16 protein-coding genes are annotated in these 17,602 nt (G+C 55.7%); 5 read left to right on the top strand and 11 right to left on the bottom strand.

Annotated features, from left to right (window positions below; all coding sequences use genetic code 11):
* Positions 1–40: 40 nt before the first annotated feature.
* A complete protein-coding gene (locus P8T57_RS12085) occupies positions 41–1,438 on the bottom strand; it encodes a PLP-dependent aminotransferase family protein (protein WP_063093077.1) in 1,398 nt (465 codons plus the stop codon).
* 237 nt (positions 1,439–1,675) lie between these two features.
* Here P8T57_RS12085 and dctP point away from each other — a divergent pair, with 237 nt between their 5' ends.
* Positions 1,676–2,695, top strand: coding sequence for a TRAP transporter substrate-binding protein DctP (gene dctP / locus P8T57_RS12090; protein WP_341363238.1), 1,020 nt, complete (start codon positions 1,676–1,678; stop codon positions 2,693–2,695).
* A 100-nt stretch (positions 2,696–2,795) separates the two neighbouring features.
* Here the strand turns inward: dctP and P8T57_RS12095 are convergent, their stop codons facing one another.
* Positions 2,796–3,176: a hypothetical protein gene (locus tag P8T57_RS12095; RefSeq protein WP_341363239.1), complete on the bottom strand. Its 381-nt coding sequence runs from the start codon at positions 3,174–3,176 to the stop codon at positions 2,796–2,798.
* Positions 3,177–3,443: 267 nt separating this feature from the next.
* Between P8T57_RS12095 and P8T57_RS12100 the strand changes: the two genes are divergently transcribed.
* Positions 3,444–4,055 carry a TetR/AcrR family transcriptional regulator gene (locus P8T57_RS12100; RefSeq protein WP_341363240.1) on the top strand — a complete coding sequence of 204 codons (612 nt, stop codon included), beginning with the start codon at positions 3,444–3,446 and terminating at the stop codon, positions 4,053–4,055.
* Positions 4,056–4,156: 101 nt separating this feature from the next.
* The gene (locus P8T57_RS12105; protein ID WP_341363241.1) at positions 4,157–4,567 is read left to right on the top strand and encodes a hypothetical protein; all 411 of its coding nucleotides are present in this window, start codon (positions 4,157–4,159) and stop codon (positions 4,565–4,567) included.
* 115 nt (positions 4,568–4,682) lie between these two features.
* Here P8T57_RS12105 and P8T57_RS12110 read toward each other — a convergent pair whose 3' ends face one another.
* The 7 genes from P8T57_RS12110 to P8T57_RS12140 form a co-directional block, all read right to left on the bottom strand.
* Positions 4,683–6,083, bottom strand: coding sequence for an aspartate aminotransferase family protein (locus tag P8T57_RS12110; protein ID WP_007088938.1), 1,401 nt, complete (start codon positions 6,081–6,083; stop codon positions 4,683–4,685).
* 39 nt (positions 6,084–6,122) lie between these two features.
* Positions 6,123–7,610 (bottom strand): NAD-dependent succinate-semialdehyde dehydrogenase, encoded by a 1,488-nt coding sequence (locus P8T57_RS12115; RefSeq protein WP_341363242.1) that lies wholly within the window; start codon positions 7,608–7,610, stop codon positions 6,123–6,125.
* A 179-nt stretch (positions 7,611–7,789) separates the two neighbouring features.
* Entirely contained in the window at positions 7,790–8,038 is a 249-nt protein-coding gene (locus tag P8T57_RS12120) for a hypothetical protein (protein WP_007088936.1), read from the bottom strand.
* 26 nt (positions 8,039–8,064) lie between these two features.
* On the bottom strand, positions 8,065–11,259 hold the full coding sequence (locus tag P8T57_RS12125; protein WP_341363243.1) for an ABC transporter transmembrane domain-containing protein: 3,195 nt from the start codon (positions 11,257–11,259) through the stop codon (positions 8,065–8,067).
* A gap of 87 nt (positions 11,260–11,346) precedes the next feature.
* Positions 11,347–12,126 carry an MBL fold metallo-hydrolase gene (locus P8T57_RS12130; protein WP_037988163.1) on the bottom strand — a complete coding sequence of 260 codons (780 nt, stop codon included), beginning with the start codon at positions 12,124–12,126 and terminating at the stop codon, positions 11,347–11,349.
* Positions 12,127–12,259: 133 nt separating this feature from the next.
* On the bottom strand, positions 12,260–13,075 hold the full coding sequence (locus P8T57_RS12135) for an ion transporter (RefSeq protein WP_341363244.1): 816 nt from the start codon (positions 13,073–13,075) through the stop codon (positions 12,260–12,262).
* Positions 13,076–13,205: 130 nt separating this feature from the next.
* Entirely contained in the window at positions 13,206–14,162 is a 957-nt protein-coding gene (locus tag P8T57_RS12140; RefSeq protein ID WP_007088932.1) for an acetyl-CoA carboxylase carboxyltransferase subunit alpha, read from the bottom strand.
* A 158-nt stretch (positions 14,163–14,320) separates the two neighbouring features.
* Here P8T57_RS12140 and P8T57_RS12145 point away from each other — a divergent pair, with 158 nt between their 5' ends.
* Complete coding sequence (locus P8T57_RS12145) at positions 14,321–14,824, top strand: GNAT family N-acetyltransferase (RefSeq protein WP_341363245.1); 504 nt, start codon at positions 14,321–14,323, stop codon at positions 14,822–14,824.
* Positions 14,825–14,836: 12 nt separating this feature from the next.
* On the opposite strand, the gene P8T57_RS12150 is transcribed toward P8T57_RS12145, so the two are convergent.
* Positions 14,837–15,202 carry a helix-turn-helix domain-containing protein gene (locus P8T57_RS12150; protein ID WP_341363246.1) on the bottom strand — a complete coding sequence of 122 codons (366 nt, stop codon included), beginning with the start codon at positions 15,200–15,202 and terminating at the stop codon, positions 14,837–14,839.
* Between the two features lie 145 nt (positions 15,203–15,347).
* Here P8T57_RS12150 and P8T57_RS12155 point away from each other — a divergent pair, with 145 nt between their 5' ends.
* Positions 15,348–16,370 carry a zinc-binding alcohol dehydrogenase family protein gene (locus tag P8T57_RS12155; RefSeq protein ID WP_341365374.1) on the top strand — a complete coding sequence of 341 codons (1,023 nt, stop codon included), beginning with the start codon at positions 15,348–15,350 and terminating at the stop codon, positions 16,368–16,370.
* Between the two features lie 77 nt (positions 16,371–16,447).
* On the opposite strand, the gene P8T57_RS12160 is transcribed toward P8T57_RS12155, so the two are convergent.
* The gene (locus tag P8T57_RS12160; protein WP_341363247.1) at positions 16,448–17,434 is read right to left on the bottom strand and encodes a CoA ester lyase; all 987 of its coding nucleotides are present in this window, start codon (positions 17,432–17,434) and stop codon (positions 16,448–16,450) included.
* Positions 17,435–17,602: the final 168 nt, after the last annotated feature.

Below are 17,602 nucleotides of genomic sequence, written 5' to 3' on the forward strand. Positions count from 1 at the left end.
TTTGTGACGGTTCAATCAGATTTTTGTCATGACACAAAAATCAATACATAACGTCGAAGGCATGGACACCCGGCATCTGTTCCATCGTATGGCGGATCTGCATCAGCCCGTGATGCAGGGACGGGGTATCCACCGCCCCGCCGACACAAATCCGGATGGCATTCGGGCGGGGGACCTTGACCGTCATGAACGGATCGGAAATCGTCACGGCAACGCCGTTTTTCCTCAGTTCTGATGCGAACCATTCTTCCTGCCAGTGATGCGGAATGCGCACCCAGGCGCTTAGCGATGTGGGGTGATGGCGGACCACGGCATCCCCCAGTATTTCGGCAACAAGGGCCTGTCTTTCACGCATCAGGGCGCGTTGGACCGTCACCGCCTGATCAACGGTGCCATCGGTGATCCAGCGCGCGCCGATCTCGGCCATCAGGGGGGTGCCCATCCAGCCGGTGACTCGCAAAACGCTGCTGGCACGGATCGACAGATGCTGTGGCACGACCAGAAAACCGGTGCGAAGCCCCGGCATGACGATCTTGGTCAGGCTGGAAACATGGAAGCCCAGCCGCGGCAGGAAACTTGTGATCGGGGGCAGGTTCTGTTCCAGAAGCGGGCGATACACATCGTCTTCGATGACGTAAACGCCGTAATGTTCGGCGATCTCGGCGATTCGTTTGCGCCGTTCCAGCCCCATCAGGCAGTTGGTCGGATTGGTATAGATCGGGGTCACGACAAGGGCGCGAATGTGGCGTGCACGGCATTCACGTTCAAACGCGTCGGGCAGAATGCCTTCGTCATCGGTTGGCAATGCGCCCAGCTTGAAGCGAAGGATGCTGGCGGTGCCAATGACACCATGATCGGTCAGGCTTTCGGTCAGCACGACATCGTCGGGCTGAACCACGGTGGCAAGGGCGGTAAACACCCCCTGTGCCGCGCCATTGGTGATCAGGATGTTGGGAAGCTCGGCCGAAATTCCCATCGATGCCAGCCATTTGCTGCCGATTTCGCGGTGGTATTCGAACCCTGCGACCGGGCGGCAGCTTTCCATCCAGTTGTGATGGGTTTCCTCGGCCAGTTTGCTGTGAATCTGGCGCGACAGATCATTGTGGAAATCGGTATAGGCCGTGCGCACAATCGACAGGTCGATCAGGTCGGGCTGGCGATTATCCAGAATGAAGGTCGATGCGCGATCTGTCAGGCGTGCCTGAACGAATGTGCCGCGACGTCGTTCCGACCTGAGATAACCCTGTCGTTCGACTTCCTTATAGGCGGCACTGACGGTTTGCACGCTGACATGCAGCCGATAGGCCAGTTCACGATGGGTCGGCATGCGGACATCATGGCGAAGGCGTCCTGCCTCGATATCGGTGATGATCGCTTCGACAAGGGCCTTGTATTTCGGTCCCGTATCGCCGCTCAGGTCAATATTTGGCAGCCACATCCTGTTGATTTCCAGCCTTTTCTACCCTTGTGCCCCCTTGGGGGTTTTCCAACCCTAACATGACCTGAGGGTTAATGTGTAGACGTCAATGTTATTTTGTCATGATACAAAACTAACATTGACCTGATGCAGGAACATTCCAACACTTTGCGCGTTCATAACATTGATGTGCCAACTAATCGCCGCCGATTAAGGGTTAGATCCCGGTCGTCGCGGCACAATAAGGGAGACTTCGATATGAGTTTGAACAAGCTCTTCAAGGCGACCCTGTCTGCCGCCGCAATCTTTGCGGTTGCCGGGACAGCCGCCCAAGCCGAAGAATGGAAATTTGCGCATGAAGAAAGCCCGGGCGATGTGCAGGACCTGTATGCACAGGAATTCAAGCGCCTGGTCGAGGAAAAAACCAACGGTGATGTGACGGTTACCGTCTACACCTATGGCCAGTTGGGTACCGAAAACGACATTACCGAACTGACGACGGCGGGGGCTGTCCAGTTCTCGAACGCGTCGCCGGGCCATCTGGGCACCTTTGTTCCGGAAATTCAGGTTTTCGGCGTTCCCTACCTGCTGTCGCAGGATAACGAGGTGAACAAGGAAGTCCTGTCGAGCAGCCCGACGATCTATGACGGTCTGTCGAAGGATTTTGAGTCCAAGGGTCTTAAGCTTTATACCATGTATCCCGAAGGCGAGATGGTCTGGACCACCAAGAAAAAGGTGACCCAGCCGTCCGAATTTGACGGGGTGAAATTCCGTGTCATGACGTCGCCGATCCTGATCGAAAGCTATGAGTCCTTCGGTGCCGATCCGGTGGCGTTGCCTTGGGGTGAAGTTTATTCCGGTCTTCAGACCAGCGTTATCGATGCGCAGGTCAACCCGATCTTCTTCATCGAAAGTGCGAAATTCTATGAAGTTACCGACTATCTGATCTATGCCGGTCAGCAGCAATATACCACCACCGTGGTATCAAATGCCGCCTTCTATGAAGGTCTGTCGGATGAACGCAAAGAGATGCTGGCCGAAGTAAAGGCCGAACTGGATGACTTCATCTACGAAGCCCAGGAAAAGGCAAATGCCGAGGCACTTGATCGCATCAAGAAAGCCAAGCCGGAAATCGAAGTCATTCGTCTGAATGATGAACAGCGCGCGGCATTCAAAAAGGCGTCGGCCGGTATTGGTGACAGCCTTGTCAGCGAAGTCGGTGGTGACACCGAAGAAGTGCTGAAAGCGCTCCGCAAGGAATTCGGGACCGAGATGTAATCATCTCTGACCGCAATTCCCCCTTAGCGGGATGATATCGGAAACCCCTGCCATGTTGGCCGCAGGGGTTTCTTTTTGTCTGCTTTTGGCGGGGCGCTTATCACAGGCTGCTATTGATCCGAAGCGGACGCTGGAAGGTGATGGCGGCAAATAGCGCACCCGCCGCAAGTGTCATAAGCGATCCGATGATGGCGGCTACTTCTGGTCCGCCCTGATGGGCGATGGCAATACCAACGCCCATAACGACCGATCCGACAATCGCGCAACCAACCTGAACGCTGGCAATCATCGAACGTGTCAGCCCGATCAGCCGGTAATAGGTGCCATAAAGCGCCAGACTGACCCAGCCCAGAAGATTGAGATGGGCATGGGCCGCAAGATTGCTGTGATCGCCGCTTCCGGCCATCTGCATGCCCCAAGCCATACCTGCAAGCCCCAGACAGGCGGAAACTGTCCAGCAAATGCGTGGCAAATTATTCATCGCGGTTTCCCCGACATGTGTTAAGAATGACCCCTAAAAATGAAACTGTACGGTACAGTTTCATTTTTGACAAATGAAAAATGTGGTCTGATTGCGTCCAAGGACTTACAAAACGGATTGCTTCGAAACGGAACCGTACAGTTCTGTTTGGCGGTTTGCCGTGCCGGGGCGCGAATTCCTGATCAGGGGTGAGCCCGCCCGTTTGATGTCCCTTTTGATGCCTGTGATGATGCTCAAGACGAAACCAGAAACAAGGAACCCGGTTACATGTCTGCCGAAAACCTGACCCCAAAACAGCAGGAACGCCGCACCCGGATCCTTGAGGCGGCCGCGACCGAGCTGCTTGATATGCGTGACGACAGCACGGCGGTGGATCGGATTGCCGCGCGTGCCGGGACGTCAAAGGCGACCATCTATCGGTATTTTGGCGACAAGATCGGGTTGGAGCGGGCAATGGTCGCGTGGCTGTGCGAACGTGCCCGCGATCCTTTGGAAGGGGTCACCGTCTGGCCACACAATCCGCGTGCGACCCTGATTGCAATTGCCACGGCCTTTGCCGACGGAATTTTACGTGCCCCGGTGATGGATTTGCATCGTTATGTCGTTGCACGGACTCCGACCCACCCGGAACTGGGCAAAATCTTTTGGGATGCGGGGCCAGAGGCAACCTATGAGAAAGCGGCAAAGCTGATGACGCAAATCCATTTGCCGTCAAACCTGCGGGCGATTGCCCCGCGCCAGTTTGCCGAACTGTTTATCAACATGCTGACCGGCAGCATCCAGCTTGGCTATTTCTGCAAAGGTCCGATTGTGCTTGAGCAGGATGACATGGCCAAACGGATCGAGGACGCGGTAAACGCGGTCGGTTTTCCGTCGTGATTTCATAAAGTGCTACCGAGATCAGCACGTCAAACAGATCACAGCCAATCCCGCCTTGCGTCAGATATCGGCAATTTCATGCAATCTTGAAAGGAATGCTGATGAAAAGATATCTGATGCTGGCAATCGTCTTGCTGTTTGGTTTCTCAACCCAGGCATTTGCGCAGAATTACAATAATGTCCATGTCGGCAGTGCGAATGATTACGTGCAGATCACAGACAACCAGCTGGCACTTGCATCGACAGACAACGAGAAAACAACGGTCGCTCAGACGATTGCCAATTCAAACGAGCAGTCCATCTTGAATGCCTATAACGGAGTAGGTGGTACCGAACTTCTGGTGACCAAGTTCTGGCATATCGGTGGGGATATGTATTACGACAAGACGTGGCAGCACATTACGATCGAGGTCTATAAGAACAATAGCTATGTCAAAACCTGCCACGCTTATTCATTCAAAACCGCACTGAATGGGCCATATCAGGCAACTTGTGGGCAGAAGGCACAATAACCCAGCGGATATGTTGCGCAAAAAAAACAGAGGCCGGCATGGGTCCGGCCTCTGAAAGCATCCGGTCGGGAGAATGAGCCGACCGGATGGGGGCGTTCTTTGTCGGTGATGCCGATTACTTGCCGCTTGCGACCTCGTTAGCAACCGCATCGACGGCCTGTTTGGCGATGTCGATGACCTTGTCGATTTCGGCCTTGGTGATGCAAAGCGGCGGGGCAAAGCCCAGAATATCGCCATGGGGCATCGCACGTGCGATCATGCCGCGTTCAAGGCAGGCGGCCGAAACGCGCGGACCGATTTTCGCATTCGGATCGAACCGTTCCTTTTTGGTTTTATCGGCGACAAATTCCAGTGCGGCCATCAGGCCGACACCGCGCGCCTCGCCAACCAGCGGATGCTCGTTAAAGGTTTCGCGCAGGCGTTTCTGGAAATAGCCCCCGGTATCAGCCGCATTGCCGGTCAGGTTTTCACCATCGACAATATCAAGGTTGGCATTGGCGGCAGCAGCACAGACCGGATGGGCGGAATAGGTCCAGCCATGGCCGATCGGCCCCATCTGATCCGACCCCTGTTCCAGAACCTTCCAGACGCGTTCGCCAATGATCACACCCGAAAGCGGCAGGTAGCCAGATGTAACACCCTTGGCAATCGTGATCAGGTCGGGCTTCATGCCGTAATGGTGCGAGCCGAAATAGGACCCGGTACGGCCAAAGGCGGTCACAACCTCGTCGGCGACCAGAAGAACATCATATTTGTTCAGCACCTTCTGGATCGCGTCCCAGTATCCTTCGGGCGGGGTGATGATGCCGCCCGTACCCATGACCGGCTCGCCGATGAAGGCGGCAACGGTTTCCGGGCCTTCGCGCAGGATCATTTTTTCAAGGTCATCGGCACAGCGTTTGGCAAATTCGGCCTCTGTCTCGCCCGCGTCGGCATTCCAGTAGTGATGCGGGCAGGTGGTGTGCAGGATTGGCGCGCGTGGTAGGTCAAACGCGTTGTGGAAGGCGGCCAGACCCGTAAGGCTGCCGGTCATGATGCCCGAACCATGGTAACCGCGCCAGCGCGAGATGATTTTCTTCTTCTGCGGCAGGCCGCGGATATTGTTGTAATACCAGATCAGTTTGATGTTGGTTTCGTTCGCATCCGACCCCGACATGCCGTAATAGACGCGCTGCATGCCTTCGGGGGCGGATTTGACGATGCGATCCGACAGGCGGATGACCGGCTCGTTCCCGTGCCCGACATAGGTGTGGTAATAGGCCAGTTCCTTGGCCTGGGCGTAAATCGCATCGGCGATTTCAGTACGGCCATAACCGACATTCACACAGTAAAGACCGGCGAAGGCATCAAGGGATTCCTTGCCTTCGGTATCATGGATATAGATGCCCTTGCCGCCATTGATGATGCGGTTGGGGGTTTCGCCCGCCGCGTGCTGGCGCATATGGGTCGAGGGATGCATGAAATGGGCGCGATCCATTTCCTGCAGATCGGCGGTGGTGTTTTTGATGACATTCATTTTGCTTCTCCCATGTGAATGCGGTGGCTGCTGCGCATGTTACTGTTTGAACGCGGCGCAGACATATTTGAGTTCTGTGAATTCTTCGAGGCCGTGGCGCGACCCTTCGCGGCCAAGGCCGGATTGCTTGACCCCGCCAAACGGGATCGGTGCGCCGGTGATTTTCACGCAGTTCAGTGCGACCATGCCGTATTCAAGTGCGTTTGAAACACGTGCGGCGCGATCATGATCCCTGGTATAGACATAGGCTGCCAGACCATATTCGCTATCATTGGCGCGGCTGATGACTTCTTCCTCGGTATCGAACGGGATGACCGGGGCAACCGGGCCAAAGGTTTCCTCGTGATAGATTTTCATATCTTCGGTCACATCGGCCAGAAGGGTCGGGGCATAGAACAGCCCGCCCATTTTCTTGCCACCGGTCAGAACGCGGGCACCCTTGGCGCGGGCATCTGCAACATGTTCATCGCATTTGGCAACCGCACGGTCATGCATGAGCGGACCGATTTCGGTGGTGTCATCAAGCCCGTTGCCAACGCGCAGTTCGCCGATTGCCTTGGCATATTTGTCAAGGAACGCATCATAGATATCACGATGGACAAAGATGCGGTTCGCCGCAAGGCAATCCTGCCCGCTGGTGGCGAATTTGGCACCAACGGCGTGATTGACAGCCTCATCAAGATCGACATCGGGGAACAGGATGAACGGCGCATGTCCGCCCAGTTCCATCGACATCTTTTTGACGGTCTGAGCCCCTTGCGACAGCAGCAGTCGGCCGACTTCGGTCGAGCCGGTGAAGGACAGCGCGCGCACAACCGGGTTGCCGCAAAGTTCGCCGACAACCGGATTGGGATCGCCGGTCACGACGTTAAAGACACCGGCCGGGATACCGGCCCGTTCGGCCAGTTCGGCAAGGGCGGTGGCCGAAAACGGCGTTTCGGTCGCCGGGCGGACAATCATGGTGCAACCGGCTGCCAGTGCGGCGGCGGCCTTGCGCGTGATCATCGCACACGGGAAGTTCCACGGTGTTACTGCCGCGGTGACGCCAACCGGTTCGCGTTTGACACTCATATTCCGGCCGGGCAGGTGGGATGAGATGTTTTCGACATTCACCCGTTTGGCTTCTTCGGCGAAGAATTCGATGAAGCTTGCGGCATAGTCAATCTCGCCAAGGGATTCCGAAATCGGTTTGCCCTGTTCAAGCGTCATCAGAAGGGCGAGGTCTTCCTTGTTTTCAATCAGAAGATCAAACCAGCGGCGCAGACGCGCGGCGCGATCCTGCGGCAGAAGGGCGGCCCATGCCGGAAAGGCCGCATGGGCCGCGGCAATGGCGTTACGGGTTTCGGCAATGCCCATATTTGGCACGGTACCAAGAAACGCACCGTCGAACGGATTGGTGACTTCGATAACCTGACGGTTGTCGGCCGAGCACCAGCGCCCGTCAATATAAGCGTGTTCGCGCAGAAGCCGAAGATCGGACAGCTGGCTTAACGACACGCAGCGCTGTTCTTTGAGTTGTGCCGTCATGAAAACCTCCTTGAAACAAGGCCGCGCCTTTTGGCGTCAGCCCCTGTTTTGTTGAACTGCCCGCAGGCTATCAACAAGCTGGCAGAGGAGGTCTCCGAACTCGATGCGATTTGATGCGGTTTTTTTGGCAAGCCCCGGTCGAAAGCAGATGTTTTTTCTGTCGGGGGCTGTGCGGATATTCAATCGTCGGCGTTATCTTTGAGAAAAGCGCGCATTTCGCGGCGTTCGCGCCGTTTCTCGATGACGGTGCGGATGATGATCACGGCAAAGAACAGCACAACGATGCTGGTGGACATCGGAAAGGCGACCGGGATGCCGATGATAAAGACAATGGCACCCAAAAGCCCGCCGCCGATCATCGCCGCCATTCCGCCAAGCAAGGCGATGGCGAAAACGGCGGCGATGATGATGGAGGCAAGCTTGTTCATAACAGGTCCGGTGGAGTGCAATTCACTCAGCCACTGCGGCTGGTAAGCTGTTTGGTGGTGACATCAACGCGGTGGGCCAGAACGCGGATCAGCTGAACGGCAACCGCCTGGTCCTGTCGGACAAGGCCAAGGAACTCGTTTTTATCGAGTTTCAGGACCGTCATTTCCTCGACCGCGCGAATGGTTGCGGAACGCGGTGCATCGACCAGAAGGGCGATTTCACCAATGACTTCCTTGGGTTCGACATCGCGAAGCTTGATTGTTTGGGCTTCGTCGGTCGTCAGCCAGATTTCACCGCGCCCGGAAATCACGATAAAGGCCGCATCCCCCGGGTCGCCCTGTTTGACCAGAACCTCGCCGCGTTTGAAGGTCAGACGCGGGCTGGTAAAGGCAAGCAGCTTGATCACGCTGGGGTCAAGGCCGGCAAACAGCGGAATGGTCCGAAGCAGCCGGACTTCCTGTTCGATGCTGCCATCATTTGTATCAGATGCGGTTTCGGCGACTTCGTCTTCGGCCTGTTCGGCGGTGGCACCGTCGATTGCATGGCTTTGGCGTTTAACGATTTTGCCGTTCGCCATATGCAGATAGGTTCCGAAACGCTGGCTGTCGGTTTCATCACCATCAACCCAGATCACACTGCGATGTTCGGATTGCCCGGTCAGCCAGTCAATGACCTGTTCGCGTGTTTCACGGTCCAATGCCGAAAGGGCTTCGTCCACAACCATCAGATCGGGATTCTTGACCAGGGCACGGACCAGCGCGATTTTCTGACGCAGGCTTTGTGAAACGCGGCTGCCGCCGACACCAACCTGACTATCAAGGCCAAGTGTGACAAGCGCCTCGTAAAGGCCGCCCTCATGGGCAATTTCAAACAGTACTTCGCCAACACGTTCTTCGGAATTTGCACGGCCATAGGCAAAACGACCGAACAGAAGGTTGTCGATGACGGGGGCCGCGGCGGCATATTCATCGACTTTGAAGAAGTCGATCATATCCGCCAGATCGTCGGGCAGTTTGCCATAGAATTTCGGACGCGCTTTCAGGACCAGCTTGCGGAATTCGTCATCAATGACGCGCAAACGATGGCGTGCAGGGGTCAGGTTCATGGCGACGTCAAGGAGGCGTAGCTTGTCCTCGGCGCGCATATCCGTGATCGCGACCCCGTCGGTGCGTTTCAGCATGTTTTTGACCTCGGGCAGTTCGTCGGCCGAGATAAAGCTGTAACGGTCAAAGAATTCGTGTCCGGGCGGCAGACCGGTAAACAGTTCGACCATCAGATCAAGCGTGTCGCGGCCCATGCTGATCATGACGTCGTAAAGCCCGGTTTCGCGCAGGGCTTCCTGCATATAGGGATGCGACAGAAATGCCGTGCGTTCGAAATCGGACCGGGCCGGGGCACCAAACAGAATGTTGACGCCGACCGGTGCGTTGTCGTTGTAAAGATCAATGTCATAGGGTTCGACCAGATCGGACAGGCCACGTTCGGCAAGGATTTCCTTGAGTTTCGGGCGGGCCGTCAGAACGGCTTCGACCAGATCCGGGCGTTCTTTCGGATCAATGCGGCGTTGCAGGCCGATGCGGTAAATATCGCGGTCAAGCTGCACGACTTCAAGCAGGCGCATCAGTTCGGCCTTCAATTCATCAATCGAATTGAAGCCCGGACCGATATAGTCGATCCATTCTGCCGCCGGGTCATAGGGGATATTACCGGACCGCTTGATTTCGTCGTACATCTCGTCGGTCAGACGCCACGGCAGATCGGTCGGATCGGTCAGTTCGATATGGTCGACAAATTTCGGCAGCGGCAGTTTCAGATTTTCGTCATCGCCGTCACCGTCACCGTCTTTTTCATCGCCGGTTTTGATAGCAAGGATCGGACGGTGTTTCAGGCCATAAAACAGGTTGTCGGCGATGGTGCCGTTAAACAGATAGGCGTCATTGCCGATATAGGCCAGACGTTGCCCGAATGTGGATGCCGGAAGGTCTTCGGCATTGCGGTCGCTGAACTGGATGCGGCCACCGGTCGGGGTCAGTAACCGCGCGATCAGGCGGGCCAGTTGTGACTTTCCGCTGTCAGCCGAGCCGGTCAGAAGGGCCGAGCCCGGCAAGGGCATGTTGAACGACACATTTTCAACAACCCGGGTGCCGTCATCATCGACCCATGACAGGGCCGCGACATCGAGCGGTCCGGGCAGGCGTTCGGATTTCGGCGCGATCAGTTCGTGTTCACGGCCAAGATCAGGCAGTTCGAACTGTTCGTGAAGCTGTTCATATTTGATCCGCGCATCGGCAAGGCGCTGGTAATAGGCCAGAAGCTCTTTCCAGGGGGCCGACATATCCTTGTAGGCGGCAAGGGCCGCGACCAGCGCGCCGAAGCTGAGATCCCCCATGATCACCAGATAGCCGCCGATGGAATAGAAGAAGAACGGCGTGATCTGGGCGATGAAGTTGTTCAGGAACTTGATAAAGAATTTGCGGAAATAGATTTCCTTGCGGATTTCGAAAATCCGGCCCATCCGCTGGGTGAAATGGGTCAGCTCGAAACCTTGCGTTTCATGGGCGCGGATATCGGTCGCGCCGGCAACGACTTCGCCGATATGTTCAGACATCCGGCGCACATTCTGCACGCGCTGTTTGCCAAGCTGGTTCACGCGGCGTTGCAGTTTCGGGATCAGGTAGCCCTGCAACGGATAAAACGAAATTGCCGCCAGCCCCATCAACGGGTCCTGAATAAAGATAAAGGCGGTGATCGTGACCAGAATACCGCCCTGATAAAGCGGCAGCGAAAACGCTTCGCCAAAGAAACCGCCAAGCGGTTCTGCTTCGGCGGTGATCATGGAAACGATTTCGCCCTGGCTGGTTTTACGGAAATGCGGCAGCGGAAAACGCAGAACCCGTTCAAACAGGGTATAGCGCAACCGGCGCAAAAGCCGTTCGGACATCACGCCGACATAGACGTTGATGAAATATTTGAACCCGCCATTGATGAAGACCAGCGCGAGAAAGATACCAGACAGGGTGAACAGATATTCGATCTGGTTCAGTTCGATGCCAAGAACATCATAAGGTTCGCCAGCGCCACCGATTGCCTGGTTGACGATCAGCTTTGGCAAATCCAGCGAGTAATACAGAAATGGAAAGGAGATCACCGTGACCAAAGTCAGGATAATCTGCTGTAAGCTGCTGTGTTGCCAGATATAGGCAAAAACCGACTTTGGCATTCACGGGTCCCGTATTCTTGTCGGAACGGATTTTTTACCCGTTCCTATTGCTCGTTTTGATGCAGAATGTACCCGGCCTTTAAGGTTTTAGCCAAGTTCGAAACTTTGACCCGGTTCAACAAAGCCGCAAAAGCCGTCAGCAACCGCATCGGGCTTTGGATAGGCCTGATAGTGATAGAGCCACATTTTGGCTTTGATATCGGCAGGAAGGGTCACAAGCTGTTCGTAATGGGCATGAACGCCTGAATGGCGGGGACCAAGTTCGCAGTCCTGAAAAATGATATCTGCTTTCTGGTACAGCGGCATATGGGCATCAGGATTGAAAATCGCATCTGTCGTCAGGAAGAAGCTTTGTTTTTTTCCATGCCCGAACAGCGCGTAGGAAAGCATCGTCCCCTGGGACGTCACGATATGTTCAACCGGGATGACATCAAAATGCACGCCCTGCCAGTCAAACCCCTTGGCCGGGCTGAGTTCATTGACCTTGAAATAGGATGACAGGCTGTTGTTGCCCTGATCGCTGATCTGAAGTCCGCCGCGCAGGCTGTGTTCCCAAAGCGGTTCAAGCAGGTCGTGAACGGCAAACAGTTTGGCCTGATGACCTTCGAAAATGAAATAATTGGCCAGTGCCATCCATTCCAGACCGCCAATATGATCCGAATGCAGATGGCTGATATAAACAGCATCAAAGTCATTGGGCATATAGCCCAGATTGCGCAGCGAGTGCCGTGCATCTGAACCACAGTCAATCAACATGCGTGCCGGTTGGTCACTGCCGGGCTGAACTGCTTCCAGAACCATATTGCTCTGGAAATTGTCAGCCGCCATGCAGAATGCCGAACCTGTCCCCGCAAACGTAAGCTTCATTCCCCGATCTCCCGACATTTTGTCGAAAGATTAGACGAGGTTTGGGGCAAAGAACCACCCCCTTTGATGGGGAAATGCTAATTTTCCGGATAAAAGCAGCGGGCTGACCCGCGGTTCAGCAAGGCATAGCGCGCTATTCGCCGGGTTGGCGAACCGTTTCAATGTCCTTTTTGCCATCGGCCAGACGGGTGACTTCGGCACGCAATTCCCGCAATTCCCGCAGGATTTCGTGATGATCAAGGCCAAGTTCATTGCGAGTCTGCGTTTCTTCGACGTCTACATGGGTGGCCATGGCATCAACGACGATGGCAATGAACAGGTTCAGAACGGCAAAGGTGGTGACCAGGATGAAAGGCACGAAAAACAGCCACGCCAGCGGATAGATTTCCATAACCGGGCGGACGATTCCCATCGACCAGCTTTCGAGCGTCATGATCTGGAACAGGGAATAAAGTGACGCGCCGATGGTGCCAAACCATTCGGGGAAGCCCGATCCGAACAGCTTGGTCGCCATGACGGCAGACACATAAAACACCAGCAACAGCAGGGTCAGGACCGACACCATACCGGGAATGGCCTTCATCAGGGCTTCGACGACCTTGCGCATGGAGGGTACCGTCGAAATCAGGCGGAAGGCACGCAGGATTCGAAGGGCACGCAAGACCGATACGCCCTGCCCCATCGGCAGCAGGGTGATGGCGACAATGGTAAAATCAAAGATGTTCCATGATCGCCGGAAAAAGCCCAGCCGATACACGGCCAGTTTCATCAGAAGTTCGATGACGAAAATCGCGACCGCGATCTGATCAAGCAGATACAGGATCGATCCGGCGGCATTCATGACGGTTTGGGAAGTTTCAAGTCCGAGAATGATCGCGTTGATCGCAATGACCGCAGTGATGAAATTCTGGAACTTTGAAGATTCGACGATCCGGCGCAGCGTTTCCATTAAACCCTCCCGGTGGGTACCGGTTCAAAAGGCGCGGCAGCCGGGGTTTTCACCGACGGGCGGGACTGCGCCGGAAAGAAAACACGAACAGGGCGCAGATCAGACTTGCTGACGACTGCGCCCTGCGAAATCAGTTCAGACCGTGACGGCCCATATCAAGGAACTTGTCACGACGACGCGCCTTGAGCACACCGCCTTCGACATTGTCCATGGCTTCAAGTGCTTTGACGATTGCGGTGCCAACACGTTTGCAGGCATCAACCGGCGAACGTTGTGCGCCACCCAGCGGTTCGGTAATGATTTCATCAATCACACCCAGCTGGTGAAGGTCCTGCGCGGTCAGGCGAAGGGCTTCGGCCGCCGTTTTGGCCTCGTCACCCGAACGCCACAGGATCGAGGCGCAGCCTTCCGGCGAGATCACGGAATAGATCGAGTTTTCAAGCATCATGACCGAGTTTGCGACCGCAAGCGCGATGGCACCGCCCGATCCGCCTTCGCCGATAATGACCGAAATCAGCGGAACCTTGATATCAAGGCAGGCTTCGATTGACCGTGCGATGGCTTCGGACTGTCCGCGCGCCTCGGCATCGGCACCGGGGAAGGCACCGGCCGTATCAACCAGTGTGATAACCGGAATGCCAAAACGTTCGGCCATGCGCATCAGGCGGATCGCCTTGCGATAGCCTTCTGGTTTGGCCATGCCGAAATTGTGCTTTACGCGGGATTCGGTATCGCGGCCCTTTTCATGACCGATCACCATGACGCTGCGCCCCTGCAAGCGGGCCAGACCACCAATGATGGCTTCGTCTTCGCCAAACAGGCGGTCACCGGCAAGCGGGGTGAAACCCTCGAACAGGTGGGCGACGTAATCGGTGAAATGCGGGCGATCAGGATGACGGGCAACCTGCGTTTTCTGCCATGCGGTCAGCTTGCCATAGGTGCTTTGCAGCAGCTTGGTCAGCTTGTCCTGCAGGCGTGCGACCTCGTCGGCGATGTTGACTTCATCATTGCCGGTCAGGTGGCGCAATTCTTCGATCTTGCCTTCGAGTTCGGCGATCGGCTTTTCAAAATCCAGAAAGTTATGCATCAGGGCATCATATCCGGCTGGGAAACAATGAGGCGGAACATAGTTGATCAACCCGTCACGTCAAGGGTTGAGGTCCGATAGGCATATAAATTCCATCCTTGCACGAATTATATCGTATATTTCGCGCTGCACAGTGACAGTTTTGCACGCGGAAATCCATGACGTCCAGTATCGAGATCACATCGCCCAGCGATCCCGCCCTTGTTCCGTTCGACCGGCTTGTTGAAATTCTGCTGGCCGCCTTTGCCTTTCAGGACGATATCGTCGATCCGCCAAGTTCGGCAAAATCGGTCAATATTGCCGAACTTCAATGGCGGTTTGCCCGTGATACGCTGTTTCTGGCGCATGATTCAGCAGGTCGTGTCATTGGTCAGGTCTGGATCGAGGATGTTGGCAAAGACGCCTATCTTTATAAATTGTCGGTTGAACCGTCCATTCAGGGCGGCGGCATTGGCAAGGCACTGGTCGAGGCGGCCTGCGCCCATGCCGAAAAGGCGGGCAAGGCAAACATGCGGCTCCACGTTCGGGTTGAACTGACCGGTAATATTGCCTTTTTCAAGTCGCGCGGCTTTGAAATCGCCGGTGAAGGCGTTCACGATGGTTATGATCGCACGACATTCTGGAAAATGGCGCGGCCTTTACAGATGGCGAAATCGGCCTGATCAGACTGGAAATCAGGCGACGTCGGTTTCGGTTTTGGTGGCATAATAGGGAACGTGGGTTTCGCCCCAGTCCTTGAGCGCCACGATAATATGGCGCAGCGTCTCGCCCTTGGCCGTCAGGCTGTATTCCACGCGCGGCGGGACTTCGGCATAGACTTCGCGGTGGATCAGGCCGTCGGCCTCCATCTCGCGCAGTTGGCGGGTCAGCATGCGCTGTGTCACGCCGGGCATCAGACGACGCAATTGATTGAACCGTTTTGTCCCGTCCAGCAGATGGAACAGGACGACACCCTTCCATTTGCCACCAATCACGTCCAGTGTCCCTTCGACCGGGCAACCGGGGCTGCGATCCGGGGGGCAGGCCAATCTCGATGCCATCAAATGGCTCCTTAAATCCGCAGAAAAGGTCAATAGTATACAAAATGACACTATTGGTCCAAATTGTGCTTACTTACGATTATCGCTATAATGCGCTAGGTCTGGTGCATTCGCAATTCAAACCTTTGATCAAAAGGATGACATGATGAAAGCAATCGGACTTTATAAAGTAGCCCCCGTCGAGACGGACGGGTTGTTCCGTGAAATCGATATGGAAACTCCAAAGGCCGAGGGCCGGGATATTCTGGTCCGGGTCAAGGGTGTTGCCGTCAACCCGGTCGATTTCAAGGTGCGCCGCGGCAAGGCGGATGATGGCAATTTCAAAATCCTCGGCTGGGATGCGGCCGGTGTTGTTGAAGCGGTTGGCGAGGATGTCACCCTGTTTCGTCCGGGTGATGCGGTCTGGTATGCCGGGGATGTGACCCGGTCTGGCAGCAATGCTCAGTTCCAGCTTGTCGATGAACGGATCGTTGGGCCAAAGCCAAAGTCGCTTGGCTTTGCCGATGCAGCGGCACTGCCATTGACCACGATTACGGCGTGGGAGGCCCTGTTTGACCGGATGATGATTGATCGCAACGCCAGGGACGCCAATGCGGGCAAGGTGCTTTTGGTGATTGGCGGGGCTGGCGGGGTTGGCTCGATTGCGATCCAGCTTGGCAAACTGGCGGGATTGACCGTGATTGCAACCGCATCGCGCCCGGAAACCATCGACTGGGTCAAAAAACTTGGTGCCGATCAGGTGATCAACCATCGCAATCCGTTGAATGACGAGCTAACGGCAATCGGCATTGCCCATGTCGATTACATTCTGTGCACGTCGGAAACCGATCAGTATTTCGATGTCATGGCCGAAATCATCGCCCCGCAAGGTCGGATCGCGACGATCACCGAGGCCAGCGAAAACCATAATGTCGATCTGCTGAAGGCGAAATCGGCCAGCTTTTCCTATGAATTCATGTTTACCCGTTCGATGTTCCAGACCCCGGACATGATCGAACAGCACAAATTGCTGGCGACCGTGGCCGATCTGATCGATGCCGGAACCTTGAAAAATACCGCAAATGAAAGTTTCGGGGCCTTGATACCCGAAAGCCTGCGCAAGGCGCATGCGTTGCTGGAATCCGGCAAGGCCATTGGCAAGATCACCTTTGAGGGCATCGCGGATTAATCTGTTGCGGTTGCCATAAAAACAAAGGGAAAGGGGTGCCGGGCGGCACCCCTTCTTGTTTGGCAGAGTGTAATGATTTATCCCGCGTCGCGTGCGGCAATGGCTTCGGCCTGTCGGACCATGACTTCGGCCTGTTTGATGGATGCGATATCGATCAGTCGGCCATCAAGGGCGACGGCACCGGCACCTTCGGCCTGTGCCTTGGTCATGGCTTCAAGGATGCGTTTGGCTTTGGTGACCTCGGCCTCGGACGGGGAATAGACATCGTTGGCAAGGGTGATCTGGCTGGGATGAATGGCCCATTTGCCTTCGCAGCCCAGCACCATGGCGCGTGCGGCTTGGGCGCGATAGCCATCCGGGTCGGAAAAATCGCCAAACGGGCCGTCAATCGGGCGCAGGCCATTGGCGCGTGCGGCCACCACCATGCGGGCGATGGCATAGTGCCACATATCGCCCCAGTGATAATCGCGGGGATTGTCGCCGTCCTTGTCAGTCAGAACGCCATAATGCGGGTTCGGGCCGCCGATGCCGGTTGTCATGGCCTTGGTCGAGGCGGCGTAATCGGCAACCCCGAAATGCAGGCTTTCATTGCGTTTGGAGGCACCGGCAATTTCGTGGACATTCTGCATGCCAAGGGCGGTTTCAATGATCAGTTCGAACCCGATGCGTTTTTTGCGGCCTTTGGCGGCCTCGATCTGGGTTGCCATCATATCAAGTGCATAAACATCGGCGGCCGTGCCGACCTTGGGGATCATGATCAGGTCAAGCCGGTCACCGGCCTGTTCGAGCACATCCACGACATCGCGATACATATAATGTGTATCAAGACCATTGATGCGGACCGAAAGCACCTTGTCGCCCCAGTCGATGTCATTGATCGCGGCAATGATGTTTTTGCGGGCCTGTTCCTTGTCGCTTGGCGCAACCGCGTCCTCAAGATCAAGGAAGATCGCATCGGCCTTTGATCTGGCGGCCTTTTCAAACAGTTCGATGCGGCTGCCCGGAACGGCCAGTTCGGACCGGTTCAGGCGTGCTGGTGCCGGGGTCGGTGTGGTGAAGCTCATGGTAACGTCTCTCCAAAGCCTGTCATTCTGGAAGGATCGGCCTGTTTGTGTCTGGGCCAAGCTTCCGGCGTTAAATGCTTTTGTCCCGTTTTCGGGATCGTACCGTGGCCGCCGTGACAGAAGTCTGCGCCTGCGATCATTGTGCGCCGCAGTGAGATAGAGCGAATT

The organism is Thalassospira sp. SN3W (assembly GCF_038070535.1).
Taxonomy (GTDB): domain Bacteria; phylum Pseudomonadota; class Alphaproteobacteria; order Rhodospirillales; family Thalassospiraceae; genus Thalassospira; species Thalassospira xiamenensis.

What these genes read in the sequence shown, in the direction of transcription:
- P8T57_RS12085 (WP_063093077.1), bottom strand. Translation starts at nt 1,438, where the DNA reads ATGTGGCTGCCAAATATTGACCTGAGCGGCGATACGGGACCGAAATAC.
- dctP (WP_341363238.1), top strand. Translation starts at nt 1,676, where the DNA reads ATGAGTTTGAACAAGCTCTTCAAGGCGACCCTGTCTGCCGCCGCAATC.
- P8T57_RS12155 (WP_341365374.1), top strand. Translation starts at nt 15,348, where the DNA reads ATGAAAGCAATCGGACTTTATAAAGTAGCCCCCGTCGAGACGGACGGG.
- P8T57_RS12110 (WP_007088938.1), bottom strand. Translation starts at nt 6,083, where the DNA reads ATGAATGTCATCAAAAACACCACCGCCGATCTGCAGGAAATGGATCGC.
- P8T57_RS12100 (WP_341363240.1), top strand. Translation starts at nt 3,444, where the DNA reads ATGTCTGCCGAAAACCTGACCCCAAAACAGCAGGAACGCCGCACCCGG.
- P8T57_RS12145 (WP_341363245.1), top strand. Translation starts at nt 14,321, where the DNA reads ATGACGTCCAGTATCGAGATCACATCGCCCAGCGATCCCGCCCTTGTT.
- P8T57_RS12095 (WP_341363239.1), bottom strand. Translation starts at nt 3,176, where the DNA reads ATGAATAATTTGCCACGCATTTGCTGGACAGTTTCCGCCTGTCTGGGG.
- P8T57_RS12150 (WP_341363246.1), bottom strand. Translation starts at nt 15,202, where the DNA reads ATGGCATCGAGATTGGCCTGCCCCCCGGATCGCAGCCCCGGTTGCCCG.
- P8T57_RS12120 (WP_007088936.1), bottom strand. Translation starts at nt 8,038, where the DNA reads ATGAACAAGCTTGCCTCCATCATCATCGCCGCCGTTTTCGCCATCGCC.
- P8T57_RS12115 (WP_341363242.1), bottom strand. Translation starts at nt 7,610, where the DNA reads ATGACGGCACAACTCAAAGAACAGCGCTGCGTGTCGTTAAGCCAGCTG.
- P8T57_RS12130 (WP_037988163.1), bottom strand. Translation starts at nt 12,126, where the DNA reads ATGAAGCTTACGTTTGCGGGGACAGGTTCGGCATTCTGCATGGCGGCT.
- P8T57_RS12125 (WP_341363243.1), bottom strand. Translation starts at nt 11,259, where the DNA reads ATGCCAAAGTCGGTTTTTGCCTATATCTGGCAACACAGCAGCTTACAG.
- P8T57_RS12135 (WP_341363244.1), bottom strand. Translation starts at nt 13,075, where the DNA reads ATGGAAACGCTGCGCCGGATCGTCGAATCTTCAAAGTTCCAGAATTTC.
- P8T57_RS12140 (WP_007088932.1), bottom strand. Translation starts at nt 14,162, where the DNA reads ATGCATAACTTTCTGGATTTTGAAAAGCCGATCGCCGAACTCGAAGGC.
- P8T57_RS12105 (WP_341363241.1), top strand. Translation starts at nt 4,157, where the DNA reads ATGAAAAGATATCTGATGCTGGCAATCGTCTTGCTGTTTGGTTTCTCA.
- P8T57_RS12160 (WP_341363247.1), bottom strand. Translation starts at nt 17,434, where the DNA reads ATGAGCTTCACCACACCGACCCCGGCACCAGCACGCCTGAACCGGTCC.